Raw genomic sequence first — 4,178 nt, 5'->3', positions numbered from 1 at the left:
CCCACGGAGTGGGCTCCTACAGGGTTACGTCAGGCCGAGCGGCGCTGCACGATCAGCTTCTTGATCTCGGCGATGGCCTTGGCCGGGTTGAGGCCCTTCGGGCAGGTACGCGCGCAGTTCATGATGGTGTGGCAGCGGTACAGCTTGAACGGATCTTCCAGGTCGTCCAGGCGGTTGCCGGTGTCTTCATCGCGGCTGTCGACGATCCAGCGGTAGGCCTGCAGCAGGATGGCGGGACCGAGGTAGCGGTCGCCGTTCCACCAGTAGCTGGGGCACGACGTGGAGCAGCAGGCGCACAGGATGCACTCGTAAAGGCCATCGAGCTTCTTGCGGTCTTCCGGCGACTGCAGGCGCTCCTTGTCGGCCGGCGCCGGGCTCTGCGTGCGCATCCACGGCTTGATCGACGCGAACTGCGCGTAGAAGTGCGTGAGGTCGGGCACCAGGTCCTTCACCACCGGCATGTGCGGCAGCGGGTAGATGTTGATGGTGCCGCTGCCGCATTCCTCGATGGAACGCGTGCACGCCAGGGTGTTGGTGCCCTGGATGTTCATGGCGCACGAGCCGCAGATGCCCTCGCGGCACGAACGGCGCAGCGACAGCGTGGAATCGACCTCGTTCTTGATCTTGAGGAGGGCGTCCAGGACCATCGGCCCGCACGTATCGAGGTCGACCTCGTACGTATCGGTGCGCGGGTTCTGGCCGTCGTCCGGGGTCCAGCGGTAGATCTTGAAGGTGCGCGTGTTCTTCGCGCCCTTCGCCGGGAAATGCTTGCCGGCCGTGATTTGGGAATTCTTGGGTAGCGTGAACTCTGCCACGATTGCCTCTCCGGTCCGGTTCTTAGTAAACGCGCTTTTTCGGCGGGACGACTTCGACTTCGTCCGTCAGGGTGTACATGTGCACCGGGCGGAAATCGAAGGTCGAACGGCCCTCCTCGTCGATCCACACCAGCGTGTGCTTCTGCCAGTCGTGGTCGTCGCGGTCCGGGAAATCCTCGCGGGCGTGCGCGCCGCGGCTCTCGGGGCGCTGGTTCGCCGAATGCATGGTGGCCACGGCCTGCGAAAGCAGGTTCGAGAGCTCCAGCGTTTCGATGAGGTCGGAGTTCCAGACCAGCGAGCGGTCGGTGACCTTCACGTCCTTGAACTTCGCGTACACCTCGGAAATCTTGCTCGAGCCTTCCTGCAGGGTTTCGCCCGTGCGGAACACGGCGGCGTCGTTCTGCATGGTCTTCTGCATCTCGGCGCGGATGGCGGCCGTCGGCGTGTTGCCGTTGGCGTAGCGCAGCGCATCGAAGCGGCCCAGGGCCTGGTCGAGGGCATTGGCCGGCAGGTCGGGGTGCGCCGTGCCCGGCTTGATGACCTCGGCGCAACGGTTGGCCACCGAACGACCGAACACCACCAGGTCGAGCAGCGAGTTGGAGCCCAGGCGGTTGGCGCCGTGCACCGAGACGCAGGCCGCCTCGCCGATGGCGAACAGGCCCGGCACCACGGCATCCGGATCGTCACCGCGCTTGGTGACCACTTCGCCGTGGTAATTGGTGGGGATGCCGCCCATGTTGTAGTGGACGGTGGGCAGCACCGGGATCGGCTCCTTGGTGACGTCGACGCCCGCGAAGATGCGCGCGGATTCGGCGATGCCCGGCAGGCGCTCGTTGATCACCTCGGGGCCGAGGTGCATCAGGTTGAGGTGGATGTGGTCCTTGTTGGGGCCCACGCCGCGGCCTTCGCGGATCTCGATGGTCATGGCGCGGCTGACGACGTCGCGCGAGGCGAGATCCTTCGCGTTCGGCGCGTAGCGCTCCATGAAGCGCTCGCCCTCGGAGTTGGTGAGGTAGCCGCCCTCGCCGCGGACGCCCTCGGTGATGAGGCAGCCGGCACCGTAGATGCCCGTCGGGTGGAACTGCACGAACTCCATGTCCTGCAGCGGCAGGCCGGCGCGCAGCACCATGCCACCGCCATCGCCCGTGCAGGTGTGGGCCGAGGTGGCGCTGAAGTAGGCACGGCCGTAGCCGCCCGTGGCCATGACCACGGCGTGGCCGCGGAACAGGTGCAGGGTGCCCTCGTTCATGTCGAGCGCGAGCACGCCGCGGCAGACGCCATCCTTGTCGAAGATGAGGTCGATGGCGAAGTATTCGATGAAGAACGTGGCGTCGTGGGCCAGCGCCTGCTGGTAGAGCGTGTGCAGGATGGCATGGCCCGTGCGGTCGGCCGCGGCGCAGGTGCGCTGCGCGGTGCCCTTGCCGTAATGGGTGGTCATGCCGCCGAACGGGCGCTGGTAGATCTTGCCTTCCTCGGTACGCGAGAACGGCACGCCGTAGTGCTCGAGTTCGATGATGGCCGGGATGGCCTCGCGGCACATGTACTCGATGGCGTCCTGGTCGCCGAGCCAGTCGGAACCCTTGATCGTGTCATAGAAGTGGAAGCGCCAGTCGTCTTCGCCCATGTTGCCCAGCGCGGCGGAGATACCGCCCTGCGCGGCCACGGTGTGCGAGCGCGTGGGGAACACCTTCGTGATGCACGCGGCCTTGAGGCCCTTCTCGGCAAGGCCGAAGGTGGCACGCAGGCCCGCGCCACCGGCGCCGACCACGATCACATCGTACTTATGTTGTTGGACCTTGTAGGCTTCCATGGATCAGCTTCCGAGCGCGACGCGCAGCACCGCCAGCACGCCCGTGAGCGCGGCGAGGACGGCGATGAACTTGATGAGGACCAGCGAGGCCACTTCGAGCCAGCGGGTATGGACGTAGTCTTCGATGACCACCTGCAGGCCGAGCACGGCGTGGCGGAACATCGTGACGATGAAGGCGATGGCCAGCACCGCGTTCCAGGGCTTGCCCAGGGTGGCGCGCGCCGTGGCGTAGTCGGCGTGCAGCAGGCCCAGCAGCGTGCAGAGGAACCACAGGGTGAGGAAAACGAGCGCCGCGGCGGTGACGCGCTGGGTCATCCAGTGGCCGACGCCCTCTTTCGCGGAACCGAGGCCGCGGGCGCGGGCGAGCGGGTTGCGCAGGTCCTTGCTCATGCGTGGCCCCCGGTGAGCACGAAGGCCCAGGTGATGGCGGTGAGCACGATGGCAGCGATGATCGACAGCCAGCTGGAACGGACGAACGAGCCGATGGCGTAGCCCTTGCCCGTGTCCTGCACCAGGTGGCGGATGCCGTTGGCCAGGTGGTAGAAGAACGCCAGGGTCCAGCCCAGCATCACCAGCATGCCCAGGGCACTGCCGGCGCAGGCCGTGAACGACGCGTAGGCCTCGGTGCCGGCGGCGAGGGACGCGAGGCCCCAGGTGATGATGAGGCTACCTACGGCAAGGATGATGCCGGTGGCGCGGTGCAGGATGGAGGAAACCATCTGCACTTGCCATTTGTAGACCTGGAGGTGGGGTGAGAGCGGTCGTCCCGTTTGTGCCATGGCGGCTATCCTGGATTGGAATCGCTGATGCCCGAACTACCCACCCACTCGCCTTCGAAGATCAGAAGTCGATACAGCGTCCGTTCTTTTCCCAGTCACCGTAACGGGTGGGATCCAAAGGCGCTTTCTCGACCCCGGGCTCGCCGTTCGTGGGGACGACCGGCGGTACGAGCGGTTTCGCGGGAGCGGAATCGTTCGACGTTTCGGGCGCTGAGGGATGGTCGGACATGGTTATAAAACTCTAAAAGCGTAATACCTGTGCCTTCGCAGCACAACCTTGACGAACCCGCCAAGGCTTGGTTTGGCCTTGCCGTGACCGTATATCTTACTCCTCCCCACCCTTCCCCGCGCCCCCATGCCGAGCCGTACCACTCGCCCCATCACCCTCGCCGGCCCCGATGCCGCCGCCTTCGCCAACGCCCAGCTCAGCAGCGACGTCCTGTCCCTTGGAACGGGCCGCTGGCAGTGGAGCGGCTGGCTCGACCCCAAGGGCCGCGTCCGCGCCCTGCTCCAGGTGGCCCGCGTGGCCGACGACCGCTTCGTGGTGGTGCCGCGCGGCGGCGATGGCGAAACGCTCGCGAACGATCTGAAGCGTTTCGTGTTTCGCTCGAAGGTGACGATCACGCTGGGCGATGCGTTGCACATCGCCGATGGCGATGCACGCGACGACATGCACGCGTTTGAACACGACGACGGCACGCTCGTGCTCGGCGAAGGCGATGCGTCGATATTCATCGGTGCACGCGATGACAACGACGCGTGGCGTGCACGCCA

The 4,178-nt window shown here is 66.1% G+C and carries 5 protein-coding genes and 1 pseudogene; 1 reads left to right on the top strand and 5 read right to left on the bottom strand.

Annotated features, from left to right (window positions below; genetic code table 11):
* Positions 1–29: 29 nt before the first annotated feature.
* The 5 genes from VI08_RS17990 to VI08_RS21505 form a co-directional block, all read right to left on the bottom strand.
* Entirely contained in the window at positions 30–815 is a 786-nt protein-coding gene (locus VI08_RS17990; RefSeq protein WP_045831016.1) for a succinate dehydrogenase iron-sulfur subunit, read from the bottom strand.
* A gap of 22 nt (positions 816–837) precedes the next feature.
* A complete protein-coding gene (sdhA, locus tag VI08_RS17985; protein ID WP_045831015.1) occupies positions 838–2,625 on the bottom strand; it encodes a succinate dehydrogenase flavoprotein subunit in 1,788 nt (595 codons plus the stop codon).
* Positions 2,626–2,628: 3 nt separating this feature from the next.
* Positions 2,629–3,015: a succinate dehydrogenase, hydrophobic membrane anchor protein gene (gene sdhD, locus VI08_RS17980; protein ID WP_045831014.1), complete on the bottom strand. Its 387-nt coding sequence runs from the start codon at positions 3,013–3,015 to the stop codon at positions 2,629–2,631.
* Positions 3,012–3,404 (bottom strand): succinate dehydrogenase, cytochrome b556 subunit, encoded by a 393-nt coding sequence (gene sdhC, locus VI08_RS17975; protein ID WP_045831013.1) that lies wholly within the window; start codon positions 3,402–3,404, stop codon positions 3,012–3,014. Before sdhC ends, sdhD begins: the two co-directional genes overlap by 4 nt.
* Positions 3,405–3,465: 61 nt before the next feature.
* Positions 3,466–3,633 (bottom strand): DUF1674 domain-containing protein, encoded by a 168-nt coding sequence (locus tag VI08_RS21505; protein WP_084621606.1) that lies wholly within the window; start codon positions 3,631–3,633, stop codon positions 3,466–3,468.
* 126 nt (positions 3,634–3,759) lie between these two features.
* On the opposite strand from VI08_RS21505, the pseudogene VI08_RS17970 reads away from it, so the two are divergent.
* Positions 3,760–4,178: pseudogene (locus tag VI08_RS17970) on the top strand (YgfZ/GcvT domain-containing protein); the annotation flags it as partial.

This window comes from Luteibacter yeojuensis (assembly GCF_000964085.1).
Taxonomy (GTDB): domain Bacteria; phylum Pseudomonadota; class Gammaproteobacteria; order Xanthomonadales; family Rhodanobacteraceae; genus Luteibacter; species Luteibacter yeojuensis_A.
Note: the sequence above shows the minus strand (reverse complement) of the source record. Positions and strands in the feature narration are given on the sequence as shown.

Excerpts from the sequence above, each read along its gene's own strand:
- sdhA (WP_045831015.1), bottom strand. The coding sequence starts at position 2,625 with ATGGAAGCCTACAAGGTCCAACAACATAAGTACGATGTGATCGTGGTC.
- sdhD (WP_045831014.1), bottom strand. The coding sequence starts at position 3,015 with ATGAGCAAGGACCTGCGCAACCCGCTCGCCCGCGCCCGCGGCCTCGGT.
- sdhC (WP_045831013.1), bottom strand. The coding sequence starts at position 3,404 with ATGGCACAAACGGGACGACCGCTCTCACCCCACCTCCAGGTCTACAAA.
- VI08_RS21505 (WP_084621606.1), bottom strand. The coding sequence starts at position 3,633 with ATGTCCGACCATCCCTCAGCGCCCGAAACGTCGAACGATTCCGCTCCC.